The sequence below is a fragment of the Paenisporosarcina sp. NPDC076907 genome, assembly GCF_050269735.1.
Taxonomy (GTDB): domain Bacteria; phylum Bacillota; class Bacilli; order Bacillales_A; family Planococcaceae; genus Paenisporosarcina.
On record NZ_JBNNIX010000002.1, the window covers coordinates 365425 to 380696 of the forward strand.

At 37.4% G+C, this 15272-nt stretch carries 20 protein-coding genes and 1 riboswitch; of the genes, 2 read left to right on the plus strand and 18 right to left on the minus strand.

Annotated elements, in window-relative coordinates; translation table 11 throughout:
* Positions 1-16 precede the first annotated feature (16 nt).
* A riboswitch (glycine riboswitch) is annotated at positions 17-109 on the minus strand.
* A gap of 142 nt (positions 110-251) precedes the next feature.
* From ACQKEV_RS09515 to ACQKEV_RS09550, 8 genes are all read right to left on the minus strand, one after another.
* A complete protein-coding gene (locus ACQKEV_RS09515) occupies positions 252-770 on the minus strand; it encodes a shikimate kinase (protein ID WP_427445679.1) in 519 nt (172 codons plus the stop codon).
* Positions 771-975: 205 nt separating this feature from the next.
* Entirely contained in the window at positions 976-1416 is a 441-nt protein-coding gene (comGF, locus tag ACQKEV_RS09520; RefSeq protein WP_427445678.1) for a competence type IV pilus minor pilin ComGF, read from the minus strand.
* Positions 1401-1700 carry a prepilin-type N-terminal cleavage/methylation domain-containing protein gene (locus ACQKEV_RS09525; RefSeq protein ID WP_427445677.1) on the minus strand — a complete coding sequence of 100 codons (300 nt, stop codon included), beginning with the start codon at positions 1698-1700 and terminating at the stop codon, positions 1401-1403. Before ACQKEV_RS09525 ends, comGF begins: the two co-directional genes overlap by 16 nt.
* Positions 1690-2124 (minus strand): prepilin-type N-terminal cleavage/methylation domain-containing protein, encoded by a 435-nt coding sequence (locus ACQKEV_RS09530; RefSeq protein ID WP_427445676.1) that lies wholly within the window; start codon positions 2122-2124, stop codon positions 1690-1692. Before ACQKEV_RS09530 ends, ACQKEV_RS09525 begins: the two co-directional genes overlap by 11 nt.
* Positions 2114-2449, minus strand: coding sequence for a competence type IV pilus major pilin ComGC (gene comGC / locus ACQKEV_RS09535; protein WP_427445675.1), 336 nt, complete (start codon positions 2447-2449; stop codon positions 2114-2116). The genes ACQKEV_RS09530 and comGC overlap by 11 nt, the downstream gene beginning before the upstream one ends.
* Before the next feature lie 15 nt (positions 2450-2464).
* On the minus strand, positions 2465-3529 hold the full coding sequence (gene comGB / locus ACQKEV_RS09540) for a competence type IV pilus assembly protein ComGB (RefSeq protein ID WP_427445673.1): 1065 nt from the start codon (positions 3527-3529) through the stop codon (positions 2465-2467).
* On the minus strand, positions 3498-4541 hold the full coding sequence (gene comGA, locus ACQKEV_RS09545; RefSeq protein ID WP_427445672.1) for a competence type IV pilus ATPase ComGA: 1044 nt from the start codon (positions 4539-4541) through the stop codon (positions 3498-3500). The genes comGB and comGA overlap by 32 nt, the downstream gene beginning before the upstream one ends.
* A gap of 143 nt (positions 4542-4684) precedes the next feature.
* Entirely contained in the window at positions 4685-5062 is a 378-nt protein-coding gene (locus tag ACQKEV_RS09550; protein WP_427445671.1) for a Spx/MgsR family RNA polymerase-binding regulatory protein, read from the minus strand.
* Between the two features lie 283 nt (positions 5063-5345).
* Here ACQKEV_RS09550 and ACQKEV_RS09555 point away from each other — a divergent pair, with 283 nt between their 5' ends.
* The gene (locus ACQKEV_RS09555; RefSeq protein WP_427445669.1) at positions 5346-5588 is read left to right on the plus strand and encodes a DUF2626 domain-containing protein; all 243 of its coding nucleotides are present in this window, start codon (positions 5346-5348) and stop codon (positions 5586-5588) included.
* Positions 5589-5947: 359 nt separating this feature from the next.
* Here ACQKEV_RS09555 and ACQKEV_RS09560 read toward each other — a convergent pair whose 3' ends face one another.
* A complete protein-coding gene (locus ACQKEV_RS09560) occupies positions 5948-6586 on the minus strand; it encodes an MBL fold metallo-hydrolase (protein WP_427445668.1) in 639 nt (212 codons plus the stop codon).
* A gap of 162 nt (positions 6587-6748) precedes the next feature.
* Between ACQKEV_RS09560 and ACQKEV_RS09565 the strand changes: the two genes are divergently transcribed.
* Positions 6749-6928: a DUF2759 domain-containing protein gene (locus ACQKEV_RS09565; RefSeq protein ID WP_427445666.1), complete on the plus strand. Its 180-nt coding sequence runs from the start codon at positions 6749-6751 to the stop codon at positions 6926-6928.
* 93 nt (positions 6929-7021) lie between these two features.
* Here the strand turns inward: ACQKEV_RS09565 and ACQKEV_RS09570 are convergent, their stop codons facing one another.
* The 9 genes from ACQKEV_RS09570 to pstC all read right to left on the minus strand — a co-directional run bounded on the left by ACQKEV_RS09570 (position 7022) and on the right by pstC (position 15161).
* A complete protein-coding gene (locus ACQKEV_RS09570) occupies positions 7022-8128 on the minus strand; it encodes a hypothetical protein (protein WP_427445664.1) in 1107 nt (368 codons plus the stop codon).
* Between the two features lie 222 nt (positions 8129-8350).
* The gene (locus ACQKEV_RS09575; RefSeq protein WP_427445662.1) at positions 8351-10255 is read right to left on the minus strand and encodes an LTA synthase family protein; all 1905 of its coding nucleotides are present in this window, start codon (positions 10253-10255) and stop codon (positions 8351-8353) included.
* Positions 10256-10650: 395 nt separating this feature from the next.
* Complete coding sequence (locus ACQKEV_RS09580; protein WP_427445660.1) at positions 10651-10857, minus strand: YqgQ family protein; 207 nt, start codon at positions 10855-10857, stop codon at positions 10651-10653.
* Between the two features lie 4 nt (positions 10858-10861).
* Positions 10862-11434: a 5-formyltetrahydrofolate cyclo-ligase gene (locus tag ACQKEV_RS09585; protein WP_427445659.1), complete on the minus strand. Its 573-nt coding sequence runs from the start codon at positions 11432-11434 to the stop codon at positions 10862-10864.
* A gap of 57 nt (positions 11435-11491) precedes the next feature.
* Positions 11492-11641, minus strand: a complete 150-nt coding sequence (gene rpmG, locus ACQKEV_RS09590; RefSeq protein ID WP_016426933.1) for a 50S ribosomal protein L33 — start codon at positions 11639-11641, stop codon at positions 11492-11494.
* Positions 11642-11801: 160 nt separating this feature from the next.
* The gene (gene phoU, locus ACQKEV_RS09595) at positions 11802-12461 is read right to left on the minus strand and encodes a phosphate signaling complex protein PhoU (RefSeq protein WP_427445657.1); all 660 of its coding nucleotides are present in this window, start codon (positions 12459-12461) and stop codon (positions 11802-11804) included.
* A gap of 20 nt (positions 12462-12481) precedes the next feature.
* Positions 12482-13306 carry a phosphate ABC transporter ATP-binding protein PstB gene (pstB, locus tag ACQKEV_RS09600; protein ID WP_427445654.1) on the minus strand — a complete coding sequence of 275 codons (825 nt, stop codon included), beginning with the start codon at positions 13304-13306 and terminating at the stop codon, positions 12482-12484.
* 27 nt (positions 13307-13333) lie between these two features.
* The gene (pstA, locus tag ACQKEV_RS09605) at positions 13334-14212 is read right to left on the minus strand and encodes a phosphate ABC transporter permease PstA (protein ID WP_427445651.1); all 879 of its coding nucleotides are present in this window, start codon (positions 14210-14212) and stop codon (positions 13334-13336) included.
* A gap of 1 nt (position 14213) precedes the next feature.
* Complete coding sequence (pstC, locus tag ACQKEV_RS09610; RefSeq protein WP_427445649.1) at positions 14214-15161, minus strand: phosphate ABC transporter permease subunit PstC; 948 nt, start codon at positions 15159-15161, stop codon at positions 14214-14216.
* Positions 15162-15272 lie beyond the last annotated feature (111 nt).

Sequence of the window (15272 nt, forward strand, 5' to 3'; positions counted from 1 at the left end):
GCGTTCTCCAGAGATGCGTCCTATACGAGTCTTGTTTACCTGAGAGATTCGTAGCTTCTACTTGCTCCTTCGGCGACGCGACTGGCGCGTTCTCTCCCCGTATATTCATCCGCCCAAAACATCCGTTTTGGCATATTAAGAAATCAATGTACAAAAGCGTGTATCGCTTTGTGTATATCCTAACATTGATTCTAAGTAAGCGCAATCTATTTTGCGTTTACACTCCAAACACGAACAATAATTAAATCAAACTAAAAATCGTTCGATTTTAGACGATTAACTTGAAATGCAGCATATTCAGTTATCTGTCTTAACGAGCGTCCTTCAGTTCTTATTGTAATATGTGCGGTTGCTTTATAATGACGCTTTCGCATCGTGTACAACGCTTCCAACGCTTCTTTTGTGGATGACTGTACAATAGGTCTGTTAACATCTCGATGAACTCGTTTCCAGATATCAGCAAACGTTGCATCCAAAAACAATACAAGGCCGGTCTGTCGCATGAGTTTGCTATTGCTCGGGTTGACAGCTACCCCTCCCCCAGTCGATACGATACACCACTCATCTCGAAACGTTTTAAGGAATTCATGTTCTTGTTGACGGAAAAAAGATTCACCATGTCTCTCGAAAATTTCAGGAATGGTCATTCCCATTTTTTTTACTATCTCCTGATCCATGTCGTAATAAGGAATTTTTAGCAAAAAGCTCAAACGTCGTCCGATCGCACTTTTTCCTGATCCCATGAAACCAATTAAATAAATTTTTTTCATATCCCTACCCCGCTCATTTCACTCCAAATCATCACAAAACGACTACTATCGCTAATTTTCCATTTTTATAATAGTAGCAGAAATATAATGACTTTCCAACATTTCATAGATATTCATCTGCGATATGTAAGAAGTAGTAAAGTAAAGCAGTATGCCGGACACAACAAATAATAAAACGATGGCTACAGGAAGTAAAAATCCGGACTCATTCCTGGGACAAATAAACTTCATAAACTCGCGCCTCTTTTCGTCCATTCGCAAACTCAGCGTCGATAAATACTTGATCACCCAAAACTTGAAATTTACAATTTCTTACTCCAATTAACATAGGCTCATGTCCTAAACGGTTTCTCTGCTTTCGAATTAGCGACTGATAACATTCAATGTCATATTCAGCACCATCTTTTACAAACCTTATTCCCGTCTGGTTAATTTGTTCTTCAATCGCTGTCACACCAAAAAGATTATTTTCGATTTCTGATGAAACCAATTCCCATTCAAGTGGTTCCGTTTGAAAAAAATGCTTCTCGACTTGTTTAAACCAAACTGAATAGAGCAATAGGAGTTGAGAAAATAATAGGAGGACCATTAATTGAAGAATAGCATCCACAAATGTGTAACCTTCTTGAGTCAATACATTTCGCATGATTCTTTTAGCTCTTCAAATAAATAATAGCGAACACATAGAGTAGGCTCCGACCAATGCCAGGAGTAAGGCATATTTTCTAGAAAAATTTCACCGGATACATCCCCTTTTCTAATCTTAGTCGCCGCTTGATTTTTAGCAACCGCAACATGTAATGCAACTTTCTTTTCCGCTAAATTAAACATCATTTGATTTGCCAATGGCAATAATGTACCAAACACCAAAAATAGTATGCTTAGCGTTAGAATCATTTCAACGAATGAAAACCCTTTCTCATTGTTCAAGGATCATCCGTCCTTTCCCAATATATATCCGTACAATCTTTATTCCACCAGGTGTCACAAACGAAATCGTCCCGAATTTTTCAACGGTTCCATTCGGTAAATAGGCCAGCTCCTTTAAGGTGCTGCTCGAAGATAATGTGTATCCTACCGGTAATTTCCTCTCAAAAAGAGGTTCATATAGTGATTTTCTTCCTATATACCGAGTTCCTCCAGCATCGAAAATCAGTTTCATGTACCTCTGTTCTTCCGTTGCCTTCAATTGTATGTGCATCGCATCCAGCTTCAGTTGGTTATAAAACAGATCGAAAGTATGCTTTTCCACATATCGATTTTTCACATATAGTGCACTCGAACTGATGACCAGTACAATGGCTAACACAAGCAACAACTCAATCAGAGAATAACCTTTTTGATCAAGAGACATCTTCCGGTTCCGTTGGAGATTCCGAAACAAGTCCAGTAGTTGCATCGATTTGAATCGATTTACCATTTGGACAGGTCGTTTCTCCTTCGTTTAAATAACCACTCGTCGTTAACTCGACAATTGTTGGAATGGATTTTTCATCAATCCGATATGCCTCCACCTGTCCTTGAACCATTTTTATATAGGCTTCGCACCCTTTTTCATCAATTGTCGCGGAATGCTTGGTTACATTCGGAATTGCGATTAAGATCAACACGGAAATAATAAGTAAAACGACCATCATTTCAATTAAAGTGAATCCTTTTTGCCACTTAATTTTTTTCATTGCTGTTTCCTCCTATTAAATAAAATCGATCATGCCGTATACAGGCAACAATATGGATAAATAAGCGGCTAAAATACAAATTGCCAACACTCCAAATAGTACAGGTTGGACAAAAGATAGAGATTTCGTAAGGGCCGCTTCTGTTTGTTCATTCAATAACTCACTATATATCAATAATTCCCTGTCTAGATGGCCACTGATCTCTCCGTGTGAAATGTATGTAGGAAAATCATCTAAAAAACATTCTGCTATCTGCACCGCATGTTTTAATGAATCCCCCATTAAAATAGATGTGTATATACTCTCAGAGATCACTTGCAGGTAAGGTTGATAATTTTGACTTTTCAGTACATCCAGTGCATGTTGCAACGATAACCCACTGGCTAATAATGTCCCAAGCTCCTGTGCAAAATTCTTCGTCCAAAATAATTTCATCCATTTGGAGAGGATTGGTAACTTCAATAAGATCGTTAATTGATGTTTATATGAATTTCTTTGAATGAACCATCTAGAAATAAACGCAATAAAAATGACTAATACACTCAATATGACTAAGACATCCGGTAAATGCAGCAGGAGGTTTGTCCAATTCATCGATGATGAAGATGTAGACTTCTGTCTGGAATCGGCAAGCATCTGCATATTCGGCAGAAAATAAATACGAAACGCCAAAAACAAACCCGCTAGCATACAAAATAAAAACACCGGATAGACAACCACTTTTTTCAAGCTTGCTTTTGCTCTGTCCAACATCGCAATATGTGTATGAAGGCTTTGTAATGCTTGATGTAATTTACCATGTGACTCCGACATTTGAATGGATAGTAAATAACTACGGGGAATCCCCAATGTCATTAACAAAGTAGTGACCCCTTCCCCATTTTTCAAATGGACCTCCAAGGTATTATTTGCTTCTTCACTCGCTTTCACATGATGTGGTAAAAGCATCACCAACGAATCATAAAACGTGTAGCCTTCAGACAAAAGTGTAGATAGTCTTTTAATGAACTGAGCTTGTTTTTTCTTCGGTATATGACTTCTCTTTTCTTCAATACGTGACGGGGGAAACTTGAATGACACCTAGTTTCACTCCTCGCTCATATTGATTAGAAAGCGTATTCTCAAAGGGCATAGAGAAATTTTCACCTGTCTTAATCGATACAATCGCTTGCTCAAGAACTTGGCCATGCAGAATTTCATATAAAGAAGAACGGTTCGATGTAACGCGGTCGCCTTCCCGTTCAGAGGACGAAATGACAAGTTGTTGACTTGTAATTCCGAGAATTGCTTGTTGCAAGTCATCAATGGGAATACCTAAATCCATTAATCGATAAAGACATCCTAGTGGATTTTTAGCATGTAAAGTCGTTATGACAAGGTGTCCTGTCAAAGAAGCTCGAACAGCTGCTTGCGCTGTTTCGGCATCTCGAATTTCACCTATCATAATGACATCAGGAGAATGCCGTAATATCGCTTTTAATCCGGACGCATACGAAATGCCTGAGCGTTCATTCACTTGGATTTGAAGCAAGTGAGATTGGCTGTTTTCTACTGGGTCTTCTAAGGAAATCACATGCCGATTCAATTGATGTGCACTATAACTCGTAAGGGAATACATAGTTGTGGTTTTCCCACAGCCCGTCGGACCAGTTATGCAAATCAACCCTTGACGGCTTAGCATCAACTCATGGAGTAGTTGTGCTGTTTCCTGAAATAGAGCAAGTTCTTGCAGTGGTTTGGAATCGTCATGTAACTGTACCCTAATAACTAAACTTTCTTTATTTTGTACAGAAGGTAATGTTGAAACGCGAAAGGAGCATTGCTTGGAATTGAAGATTTGTTGAAATGAACCGCTTTGGGGTTTTCGTTTTTCACTGATGTCGAGAGAGGATAAAAACTTGAAGTAAGAAATCATGCGATCCCCGATGTCCAGGTGAAGCTTACCTGCAGGAACCAGTTTTGTGTGTAAGCGAAAATAGATTGTATATAATCCGGAAGCTGGAATTAAATGAATATCGGAAGCGCGTGCCAGAACAGCTCGATTTATCAACTCTTCGCTTTTCTGTTCAATAATATTCTGTAATTCAGTCATGTGTAATACCATTCACCCTTAACAGGTTAGGACCGCTCATACCCTGTTCTATGGATTATAAAGTCTTTATGAAATAAATTAAATACTTTGCCCCAAAATTAAAATTTCCCGCCTTTTAGAGCAGGAAATTTTAATTTTGCCACTTAAACTGCGTGGAATAATTTACTTTTGCGGCAAAAGGTCCCCAAATGTTCAGGTTGATACCCCACTACCAATTGTTTACCATCCGTAAGAATCGGTCTTCTCAATAATTTAGGATTTTCCACAATTAATTCAACCACTTTTGATAAAGGCAAATCATTGATATCCAGATTCAGCTCTTTAAAGGATTGACTACGAGTGGCCAATATTTCATCGAGACCTTCTGTTGTCAGTGACAAAAGAAAAGTGAGTTCTTCTACAGAAGGAGTTTGACGGAATAAATGTCTTTCTTCGAATTGAACTTGGTTCGAGATCAACCATTTTTTTGTTTTTCGACATGATGTACAAGACGGGTAAGTGTAAAATTTTAAATCAGCCATTTGAATCCCTCCATTTTTCGTTTAATTTGTTATACAGAGTGTACAACATTTGTATAACTATTGTCATCTGAAAAGGGAGAAATATTCAATAATTTTTTAAATGTGATTTTTTTGGGACATACTTTATGGATCCGCATAAAATTTTTGACTCTTTTTAATTAAGAATTCACAACTTCCACTGTTCTGTCACATTCTAAAGACATTCTAGAGTTTACATCTGGGAACCGAATCATCTATAATGAGGTAGAGATTATTGTATAGTTGTAAAAGGAGGGGACTACTCATGAACAATATGTATAAAGTGATGGGTTTCTGGACAGGAATTTTCGCAGTTATGTTTTATTTAGGTGATATGCATTCGGCATCATTATTATTTCTAGCAAACACTGGTCTATTTATTCTTTTAGGTTTCTTAAACCTCTCAGAACGTATGTACATTTACATCTTCGGAGCATATTTAACGGTGTTTTTTGCTGGCTTCACTTACTATACGACATTTATCCACGTACCTGGTGCTGGACACTAATCAAGCATATAAAAAGACAGTCATTTCAAATGACTGTCTTTTTATTTGATTAACATTAATTTAAGCTGTAGATAAACTATAAAATAGTTTGACACTTCGCTTCCCTCGCTAGAGTCTACGCTGTTTTCTCCTGCGATTACTCGTTGCAGCGAGGCTCCATATCTCAAAATAGAAAGCTCTTTATGGTGCTAAAACCGAGAAATTAGGAAGGAATTGGTGCAGGCGTGTTTTTCCGATAAGAAGCACATGCTAAAAGATGCTTTTACAACGTGAACGTCGATTTTTCCTACGTGGAGCTCAATTTTTCCTACGTCAACGCCGATTTTTCTTACGTGAACGTCAATAATTTCAAATATTTGTCAAAAACCATTAAGAAACGGATTTTGACTCATTTCTTCTTCAGGTGTCGTTGGATTGCCGTGTCCAGGATAACAGATAGTGTCTTCGGGTAAAGTCAGCAGCTTATTATGAATGGATTTGATAAGCTCTTTATGGTTACCATGAGGAAGATCTGTTCTACCAATGCTACCTTGGAACAATGTATCGCCTACGATGGCAAATCCATCTTCTTTAAACCAATAGGAAATACTTCCCGGTGAGTGTCCAGGTGTATGGAACATTTGACATGAAAATGGACCAACTTCAAGCGTACCTTCTTGCTCAATTAATACATCGGCAGGTCTTCCCTCCACTAACGGCAATTCGCGGAAACGAGCTGAACCATTTTTTGTCGAATCAGATAGCCAGTTTTTTTCAGCCTGATGAATATAGACTTGAATATTAAAAGCGTCCCGTACAACATCAACTGCCCCAATATGGTCAAAATGAGCATGAGTCAAAATAATTGCTAACGGCTTTACCTGCAATCTTCGTAATTCTTTTATTAAAGCCTCTCCTTGCTCACCTGGATCAAAAATCAAACATTGCTTCTCTTTATTGGAAACCACATAACAATTTGTCTGTAATGGTCCCAATGGAAACGTGCGTATATTCAACATGTATATCACCTCAGGATAATTGTAGCAGAAACTACGCCGGCATACTCGCAGTTCATATATCCGACACTTTTTAATCCTCGACAAATGCTATATTAAAACTTATAATAAGGTAGAAAACTTGTACTCGGCATTCATTTTCTGATGTCAAAAGGAGTGTCTATAATGAACTTATTAATGGTTATTTTTGGCCTGGTTGCAATCTTTGGTGCAATTGGTACTTACCAAGCATTTAAAGAGAAAAACCTTTTAGGTGTTGTCTTCAATCTTGGAACTTTCACTATTTTTGGATGGTTCACAGTGATGACGATTTTGAACCACGGTTATCCACCAGCATTACACTAAACCCATAAAAAAGCTGACGTTCATTTGAACGTCAGCTTTTTTCGTTTTGTATCGATTTGTTGTAACTTAAAATTATCGACTAAACTTCTTTCATTATTCCTGCAAAGTGATCCAAGGATGGATTTCCCCACTCTCAACTTCCAGTAATTTTTCCAATTGGACTCCCGTTAAACAAAGAAGTCCTGAAGGATTACATGCAAAGGATTCATACGGACCTTCTAGAATTGTGTTCTTAGGTTTATCAATGGATAGTTGAACAAGGTCGAACTCAGATGGGATTTCATCCATCAAACCAGCCTGTGCTGACTCATACGTCAGCATAGTCCCATCACTGAGCCATTCTATGTCAGGCACAAACCACTGTGAATAATTACTGATAGCCGGCAACTCGAACGTTTTCGTTTTTCCATCCAGATATCGCATCAGTGTATATAAAAACTTTTGCTGATCACTAGAAACACTTACCCGCACTTCTACTCCATCCGTAGCTTCTACGTAAATAATGGTAGACTCTGAATCCTTGGGGGTCATATCTATCGTATTTATTTCACGTAAGGAGCCACCACTTAAAGTATCGTTTTCTGGCCAATTAATCGTATAAATCGAGGATTCTTTTCCCCATTTCCCAAAGGGATCGTTTGTTTCAAATCGTTTCATTTCCTTACTTAAGCTTGAGTAAACAAATGAATCGAATGTCCAATCTTCATAAAATGCACTAAAAAATATGTCATTGGATTTAGTGGGATGCCAGTCCCAATACAATTCTGATGATTCAATCGTTAACATATCCACTTCCACCCCTGCTATTGAAAATAATTGTATGGATGCGCTTAAGGAATTACTGGAGGTTACTACGGCAATTTCCGTGAGACTCGGATGTATCCTTACTTCTATAATTGGTTCTGTAATCGTCAGTAAAGTTCTATTCTCCCCAGACTTGACGTGATAGGCATTCAATAAGTAGTTTGATTGCAGTCTGGTGATATAAAGTATTTCTTGATCTGAAAGCCATCCGATAATTCGTTCAAAATCCCCGTTTAGTTCTGTTAACGGTTTGATTGTTTCTTCTTGAATCGGAGGTTCACGTTCAGGCTCTGTTGAAATTGATTTCTCAGGTAGGATAGGTTTGGAGACATTCGGTTGGCAACTCGTTAATAGTAGCAACAAAAAAATACTGCCTAATTTTACGAAGTGTCGCATCACCAAATTCCCCCTTTCCTATTTATGTAGTACGTTTCAAATGGATATGTGTTTCAAAAAAGGGTCTCGATAATTTTCACAGTTGATTATCAAAAATAAAACTGTTCCCTTTCCACGGACTAAGCTAGCAAAGCAATGATGGCCGACGAGTATCCGCAATAATTTAGCTCAAAAAAAATCGTCAAAAAGTGCATCTACACTTTTTGACGATTTTTAATGAATCTACTTTTTACCTTCAGTTGTTTCATCAATCAATAGGTTACCTGTTTTTTCATCATAAAAACGAAGTAAGTCTCCATTGATGATTTCATCTGAATAGCCAAGTTCTTCAGAAGCCCGTTCGATATATGGAGCACATGCTTTAGCATCGGTTTCTAATCCAGTTTCCTTGTCGTAACAAATATTTCCTGCATAGACCACTTTGTCAGTAACAAAGCGTCCGTCACGGAAAACGACAAACTCTTCATGGTCTTTCGAAAAGACGTCTGCACCAAGCTGCATATCTTTACTCGTGTCAACACCAAGTAAATGTAGAATCGTTGGGCGAATATCGATTTGTCCCGCTACTTCTTCTACAACCTCACCTTTGTTTGATCCAGGGACATGGATGAACATTGGTACACGTTGCAGTTGAGCACTTTCGAATGGTGTAACTTCTTTACCTAAATATTGAGACATCGCTTCATTATGATTTTCAGAAATCCCATAATGGTCACCATACATCACAATAATTGAATCCTCGTATAAACCTTTAGCTTTTAAGTCTTCGAAAAGAGTTTTAACTGATTCATCCATGTATCGCACTGTTTGGAAGTAGCGATTCAAAGTGCCTGAATTCGAATCGTATTCAGGGATAAATTGATCTTTTTCTTCCAAATGGAATGGATAGTGATTCGTTAAAGTTATTAATCGTGAGTAGAAAGGCTGTTTCATTTCAGCCATATGATCAACTGATTGTTTGAAGAAAGGAATATCTTTCATACCCCAGTTAACGGAATCTCCTTCAGCGATATCGTAACTTTCCACATCATAGAATTGATCAACATTTAAAGCATTATACATCATGTCGCGATTCCAAAAACTCTTGTTATTCGCGTGCATGACATTAGTGAAATACCCTTTTTCATTCAGTGATTCAGCCATTGAATTATAAGTGTTTCCACTGTGCGTGAAGAATACCGCCCCTCCACCTAATGGATATAAACTGTTTTCCACCAGGAACTCCGAATCAGAAGTTTTACCTAATCCAGTTTGATGGTAGAAATTCGGGAAGTAGAATGTATCTTTGTCTTTTGTTAATTCATTTAAGAACGGTGTAACGACCTCGCCGTTCATTTCTTCATTCACAACAAAAGATTGTAGTGACTCCAATGAAACAACAATTACGTTTTTCCCTTCAGCAGTACCAAAGACTTCATAATTAGGCTCTGCTTGATTAGATCGTACATAGTTATTGACTTCAACCAGTTCACTGCCATCAGCCAACGCACGCGCTGCATGCGATTTAGACTGAATATAAATATCGTATAAATGATAATTGTACGTTCCGATATTTTTCACCAATAATTCACGGTCAAAGCTTCTAGTTAACAATTGTGGACGTTCAGTTTCTGATAGTCCCAAGTTTAAGAATAAAACTGCTGCCGCCAACACAAAATATGCACGACGGATTGCTGGTTTAACAATTGCCATCTCTTTCGCATTCGGTAACCATTTCATTGCTGCAAACAACAATACAACGTCAATGAAATAAAAGACATCTGTGAAGTAAATACTCTCAGCTGCAGATGCACCCAAGTCCCCGAAATTGCTAGTTTGGAACAATACAGGAAGTGTAATGAAATCACTAAAGAATCGGTAAAAGGCTACGTTTGCGTACAAAATAACAGCTAATATTGAACTCGTAATTAATAAATATCGATTTCTGGCTTTAACGGATTTAAAGAATAATGAGATACCATACACCAAAAGCAGGAAGCTTAATGGGTTTAAAAACAATATTACTTGTTGCATGACATTTTCAATTTTCATATCAAAACTCGTATGGTATACCACATAGGTCTTAATCCATGTTAGTAAAATGGCTACCGCCAAAATCGAATGTTTAGGTAGTTTCATGTTCTTCATTCCTAACATCCTCCTTATCACTTTCAAATCTTTGATTTTCATTAAAAAGTCGTCGTGTGTTCCCACTAATAATAAAGGAGGAACCGACTGACCTTCACAATGATATTCCGTGACATAAACGGCAAGAGCCATTTTATTTCACAAAGTTTATTTTATGCAACAAAAGAAAGAAACATTAGTATATCTTAATCCTTTTTTTACAACCATGCAACTTTCTGTTAATAATCATATTGTAAAATAGATGGATGTCTCCATACCATGTTACCCCTTATAAGACGAGTGAAACCAATTAAAGTTTCGTTTTTGTTAAAATAAAGTAGATTCTTTTCATTCACAACCTATTATTTACCAAAAATAAAACAATCTGAACGATCACATCCAGATTGTCTAACGGTTTATTTTATGTTTTTGTCAATCAAACGTGACCGTTCCTGCCGAATTAAAAGAATAGCCATTTGAAAGTCCTGTGTTTCCATCATATGCGAATTATACAGCTCACGTATCTCTTCTTCCATTAACAATAAATCAGCTTGCCGATCCGTTGTGTATATAAAAGTTCCGTAGCGTTTTAAATATTGAAGTACATCATAAATTGATTTCATTGTTTCACTCCATCTTAAAGCATTCTATCCTTTTTGTTTCTGTCATAATCAATTGTACAGGTAAATCATATTGTTCAACAGGAACTTGTGCAATAACCTGTTTATTAAAAGCCATAGCAATCGTTGGGCCGGAGTATTTGCTCAAGAAACGATCATAGTAGCCTCCACCGAAACCAATGCGATATCCTCTTGAATCAAATACGACCCCAGGAACAATCAGTACATCGATTTGTGATGCTTCCATTTTTGTAGTTCGCGTAGGAATAGGTTCTTTTAATTTCATATAAACAACCTCTACTTGATCAAAGGAGGTGATTTCATAAAAAGTCATTTGCTTGGTTTTAGGCGCACACTTCGGAACAGCCACTCTTTTTCCTTGCTCCCACAACTCTTCAATCAGCGTCCACGTATCAACCTCTGGAAATGCAGAAAGAGTGATGCCAATAATTTGTGCTTTTGTAACTGTTTCTTCTATTAATACTTTCTTATGTATAACATTTGATTGTTTTTGATGCCACTCTGTTGAGAGGTTGTTTATATCATTAAGAATAGACTTTCGAATAATGGATTTTTCCAAAGTTAAATTCCCTCCATGAAAAAAACCAAAACCTGAGCAGGTTTTGGTTAAATGGTTTTATTTTGTTTCACGGTGTAAAGTCATTTTCTTTTCACGTGAGCAATATTTTTTCATTTCAAGACGTTCCGGGTTGTTACGCTTGTTTTTCTTAGAAATATAGTTGCGCTCGCCGCAATCTGTGCAAGCTAGTGTGATGTTAACGCGCATCATTATCCCTCCCACTCTAATTCAGGAATCTTTTAAATCTTATGAGCATGATTTATACGACTAACCTATTATATCATACCTCATTAAAAAATCTACTACCAACTGCGAAATATTTATCGGCATAGAAAGAGAAAGACTAAAATTGTCTTTCTCCGTCAAATTAGTTATTTAATTCATAGTGTCTACCCTTAACCAAATAAAATAATTGTTCCGCTATATTCGTTGCGTGGTCAGCAGATCGTTCCAAGTAACGGCAAACAAATGATAGTTGAGTAACTTGACTTAACATTTGGGGATTTTCAGCCCCCACCTTTAAAAGCTGTTGAATCGTTTGACCATATAATTGGTCTACTTGATCATCTAGCTCAGCAATCTTGCGAGCATCTTCGATATTTTCTTCGATAAATGCTTTCATCACTTCTGTAAGCATCGTGATGGTTTTAGAACGCATTTCTTCAATGTTCTTGATTGGTGAAATGAAATCCGCTTTACCGATACGGATATTTTCTTTTGCTATATTAACCGCATAATCACCAACACGTTCCATATCATGTGCTGCTTTCAATAATACAATCAATCGACGCAAATCTGTGGCAACCGGTTGCTGTTTAGCTAACAATAATATGACGCGATCATTAATTTCTTCTTCCATACGATTGATATGGATATCATTTTCAATGATTGATAGGGCAGCATCAACATCGTGGCTTAATAATGCATCAATCGATTTGTTTAATGTTGTAATGGCTAAATTGCTGAGCTTTAAAAATTGCTCCTGAACACCTCTTAGCTCATGTTCAAATTTTTCTCTTACTACCATTTTAATTTCTCCCTTCTGGATCAACCAAAGCGTCCTGAAATGTAATCTTCTGTACGTTTGTCAGAAGGTGTAGAAAAGATTGTGTCAGTCTTATCAAACTCGATAACTTCTCCATTTAGGAAGAATGCAGTCTGATCTGAGATACGTGCTGCTTGCTGCATATTATGTGTCACGATGATGATCGAATAATTTTGTTTCAGTTCCTGTACTAGTTCTTCTACTTTAAGTGTAGAAATTGGATCAAGAGCAGAAGTTGGCTCATCCATTAAAATAACATCTGGTTCAATCGCAAGGGCACGCGCAATACAAATACGTTGTTGTTGACCACCTGAGAGACCGTATGCATTTTCATTCAGACGATCTTTCACTTCATCCCAGATTGCCGCGCCACGTAAACTTTGTTCTACAATATCATCCAAGGTTTTTTTGTTTTTAATCCCATGAATGCGTGGACCATACGCGATATTGTCATATATGGATTTAGGAAATGGGTTAGGTTTTTGGAAAACCATTCCAACTTTCGTACGTAATTCTTCAACACCATAGTCTGCATCAAAAATATTACGGTCCCGGTATATGATTTCACCAGAAGTTTTTACCGAAGGTACTAATTCCACCATACGGTTCAATGTCTTGATATATGTCGACTTCCCACAACCTGATGGCCCTATAATAGCAGTCACTTCATTTTCTTTGATGGCTAGATCGATGTTCTTTAATGCGTGGTGATTGCCATACCATAAATTTAATTGGCGTGTGTCATATACAATGTTGTTGTTTGTTGTATCTTGATTACCCGTAATTTCACTTGTTGTTTTTTTATTGTTCACATTCAGTTGAACCATTTTGAAACCCTCCCGTGCCGCATAGGCTTAATAACGTTTTTGGAATTTATTTCGAATGATCACAGCAATTGAGTTCATCAGTAGCAAAAATATCATTAACACAATAATACCAGCTGCTGCCACACTTTGAAATGCTTCCTGTGGTCGTTTTGCCCAGTCAAATATCTGCATTGGCATGGCAGTAAATTGACTAAGTAGATTTTCCGGCAAAAATTGAATAATTACTGGGATACCGATTACCACAAGTGGTGCTGTTTCACCGATTGCTCTAGATAAAGCTAAAATTCCACCTGTTAAAATTCCTGGTATCGCAGAAGGCAAGACAACTTTTACAATTGTTTGCCATTTAGTAGCACCCATTCCATAAGAAGCTTCGCGCAAATGCTTTGGAACTGCTCGAATTGATTCTTGTGAAGCCACAATGATAACAGGCAAGATAAGTAAACTCATTGTAAATCCAGCAGCTAACACACTATTTCCTAATGCTAATGCTCTTACAAAAATCGTTAAACCGAGTAAACCAAATACAACAGATGGAACGCCAGCTAAATTCGAGATATTCATGCGAATGAATTGCGTTATTTTATTTTGCTTTGCATACTCTTCCAAATATATTGCAGAACCCACACCTAAAATTAAAGATACAGGTGCTACAACGGCCATCATCCATAGTGATCCAATTAAAGCCGCTTTTATACCTGCTTTTTCCGGGAAGCGCGATCCAAAGTTATTAAAGAAATCAGGCGTTAAGAAACCTATTCCCTGACTCACTATTCGATAAAACAGGACTGCAAGGGATAACAATGCAAATAAAGTGGCCATAAAAAATATGATTTTAAATACTTTGTTGACAACCATTCTGCCGCTCATTCGTTTGATTACAGATGTATGATCGATATATTTCATCTTAATATTCCTCCCTAAAGCGTTTTGAAATCGCATGAGCTAACCAGTTCATGAGAAGTGTGAAGAGGAATAATGTAAATCCTACTGAATAAATCGAATAATAGATGGTTGTTCCATATCCGGCATCACCTGTTGAAACTTGAACGATATATGCCGTCATCGTTTGAATTGAATCGGTCATATCCAAATCGAACCTTGGTGTTGATCCACCAGCCAATGAAACAATCATCGTCTCTCCGATGGCACGTGACACTGCAAGTACGATTGAAGCCATAATACCTGATAATGCTGCAGGTAAAACTACTTTAATTGCAACTTCCAGTTTTGTTGCTCCAAGAGCTAACGCCCCTTCACGAATGGAGTTTGGTACTGAGGTCATTGCATCTTCTGATAAGGATGCAATCATCGGTAAAATCATAATCCCGACAACAATACCTGGACTTAGCGCATTGAAAATTTTTAGTTCAGGAATAAATTGTTGAAGAAATGGTGTAACAAATGTTAAGGCAAAGAAGCCATAAACAATGGTTGGAACTCCTGCTAGTACTTCAAGAACTGGCTTAATTACCCGACGCATATTGTCACTTGCATATTCACTTAAATAAACAGCTGATGCTAATCCAAATGGCACCGCAACCACTACAGCGATTAATGTGACTTTAAGTGTTCCCGCGATTAAAGGTAAAATCCCATAAAGAGGTTCATTATTCGAGAATGGCAGCCATTCTTTTCCGAAAACAAAATCTAGGAAAGGTACACGTTTAAAGAATTCCAACGTTTCGAATAGCAGTGTAAATACAATTCCAAACGTAGTAAGTACTGAAATTGAAGCAATTATTAAAAGAAGAAAAGGGATTGATTTCTCAACCCACTTCTTCCCTTTCCTGCCTTTTTGCTTAGCGATCATCTGTTGGACAGATAACTTGGAAGCTTGTTCGTTTAAAGCCATTTGAAATCCCCCTATTGTAAGAAAAGTTAAGAAGCAAACCCGAGACTTAAAGCCGAAAAAATCGGTTCTGAAAAGGGTTACGGCAAAGTGTGATTTGGCGTTCACACTTTG